Source organism: Nonomuraea sp. K271, assembly GCF_009908215.1.
GTDB lineage: Bacteria > Actinomycetota > Actinomycetes > Streptosporangiales > Streptosporangiaceae > Nonomuraea > Nonomuraea longispora.
This window is the reverse complement of record NZ_JAAAHR010000357.1, coordinates 1-1,952: the sequence shown is the minus strand read 5'-3', so window position 1 is coordinate 1,952 and position 1,952 is coordinate 1. Positions and strand designations below refer to the sequence as shown.

Genomic DNA, 1,952 nt, shown 5'->3' with positions numbered 1-1,952 from the left:
GGCAGGGCCAGCAGCCGGGCGGCGGCGGTCAGGCCGTCCATGCCCGGCATGCGCACGTCCATCAGCACGACCTCGGGCCGTAGCCGCCGCGCCGCCGCCACGGCCTCCTCGCCGCCACGCGCCTCGCCGGCGATCGCGATGTCACCGGCGGCCTCCAGGATCAGCCGCAACCCCGACCGGACGAGCTCCTCGTCGTCCACGACCAGCACGCGGATCACCGGAACCTCCACGCGGCGCGTGTCATGCGGGGATCCTGGCGCTCACCAGGAAGCCGCCGCCGTCCTCGGCGTTGGTGCGGAGGGTGCCGCCGAGCAGCTCGACACGTTCCCGCAGCCCGATCAGACCCCAGCCCGCGCCGGGCAGCTCCTCGCGCGGCGAGCGCGGCGTTTCGTACGGCGGTGGGGGTGCCTCGTTGCGCACCTCCACCTGCAGCACGTCGGCCCCGAAGCGGATGCGCACGTCCGCGCCGGCGTTCCCCGCGTGTTTGTGCACGTTGGTGAGCGCCTCCTGGATCACGCGGTACGCCGTCCGCTCCACGCTCGCCTCCACCGGCCGCGCCTCGCCCTCGTCGTGCCGGGTCACCGCGATGCCCAGGGCGCGCGTCTGGTCGAGCAGCCGGTCGAGGTCGTCCAGCGTGGGCGGCGGCCGGCGCGCGTCACCGGCGTCCTCCCCCAGCAGCTCGTGCGGAGGTGAGCGCAGCACGCCGAGCACGTCGCGCAGGTTGGCCAGCGCCTCCCGCCCGATCCCCGCGATCATGGCGGCCGACCGGGCGGTGTCGTCGTCGGCCGCCCGCAGCTCCATCGCCCCCGCGTGCAGCACGATGAGTGAGACCCGGTGCGCGACCACGTCGTGCATCTCCCTGGCGATCCTGGCCCGCTCCTGCGACCTGGCCTGCTCTGCGCGCATGACCTGCTCGCGTTCCAGCCGTTCGGCCCGTTCTCTGGCCGCCTCCAGCACCTCGCGCCGGGCGCGTACCCAGAGACCGAGCGCCAGCGGCAGCCCGATCACGGCCAGTGCCATGGCCACCGCGTTGGCCGGGCTCGCGGTGGCGAGCCGGTGGGCGCCGTCCTGCCACTCGCCGACCAGCGCGGAGATCCCGCACACCGCCAGGCAGCCACCGAGGTAGGCGGCGATGCCGCGGCTCCTGCTGAGCGTGAGGCCCGCGTAGTAGGAGGCGACCATGAGCGGCGGCCACATCACCAGCCAGGCGTACCCTACGGCGCCCACGACGGCCAGCGGCCACCATGAGCGTTTGACCTGCCAGGCGGCCACGCCCGCGGCGGCGGCGATCGCGGCCAGAACCGGGAGCGGCAGGCTCGACGGCACCCCGACCTGCCCCTGCACCACGAGCAGCGAGGCCGCGAACACACCGGAGCCGAGCAGGACGAACCGCATGTCCACAGCGTATGAGGTGGTCAGCGGGATGAATGACGACGAAAGTAGTAACTCCCGCGGTTTCGCTGCCGCCGGGACATACAGCAGATATACCGGCACGTTCTCGTGGCCGCTACTGTCCCTCCCATGGCCATCCACATCACGACGCTCGCCGAACGACCCGAGTTCATCGGCACAGTCTGGGAGATGCCCGACAGTTGGCCGAAGTTCATGGATCACGACCCGATCGCGTGGTCCCTGTTCGGTCCGGTCGTGCAGCCACACCGCGACTACGCCGTCATCGCCACCGAGGACGACGTCCTTGTCGGGCACGGCCACAGCGTCCCCTTCGCCTTGAACCTGCCCGGTCGTGGCCCCGAACTGCCCGACACCGGTTGGGACCAAATCCTCATCAGATGCCTCCGAGGAGACCCCCGCCTTCAGGCGGGGGGGAATCGGACCCCTGCGGAGCAGGGCAGGGGCAGCCGATTCGCCTCCAGGCGAACCGGCGTATCGAACAAACGCGCGAGTCCTTCTTGATCCTTCGGTAGGATGTGAGGCGTGGCGCAGATCGTGAA

At 71.6% G+C, this 1,952-nt stretch carries 3 protein-coding genes; 1 reads left to right on the top strand and 2 read right to left on the bottom strand.

Annotated features, from left to right (window positions below; all coding sequences use genetic code 11):
- On the bottom strand, nucleotides 1-218 hold a 218-nt coding region (locus GUY59_RS46880), incomplete at its 3' end, for a response regulator transcription factor (protein WP_161715138.1).
- Nucleotides 219-240: 22 nt separating this feature from the next.
- Entirely contained in the window at nucleotides 241-1,395 is a 1,155-nt protein-coding gene (locus GUY59_RS46875) for a sensor histidine kinase (protein WP_138206506.1), read from the bottom strand.
- A 126-nt stretch (nucleotides 1,396-1,521) separates the two neighbouring features.
- Here GUY59_RS46875 and GUY59_RS46870 point away from each other — a divergent pair, with 126 nt between their 5' ends.
- Nucleotides 1,522-1,914: a hypothetical protein gene (locus GUY59_RS46870; protein WP_138206504.1), complete on the top strand. Its 393-nt coding sequence runs from the start codon at nucleotides 1,522-1,524 to the stop codon at nucleotides 1,912-1,914.
- Nucleotides 1,915-1,952: the final 38 nt, after the last annotated feature.

What these genes read in the sequence shown, in the direction of transcription:
- GUY59_RS46875 (WP_138206506.1), bottom strand. Translation starts at nt 1,395, where the DNA reads ATGCGGTTCGTCCTGCTCGGCTCCGGTGTGTTCGCGGCCTCGCTGCTC.
- GUY59_RS46870 (WP_138206504.1), top strand. Translation starts at nt 1,522, where the DNA reads ATGGCCATCCACATCACGACGCTCGCCGAACGACCCGAGTTCATCGGC.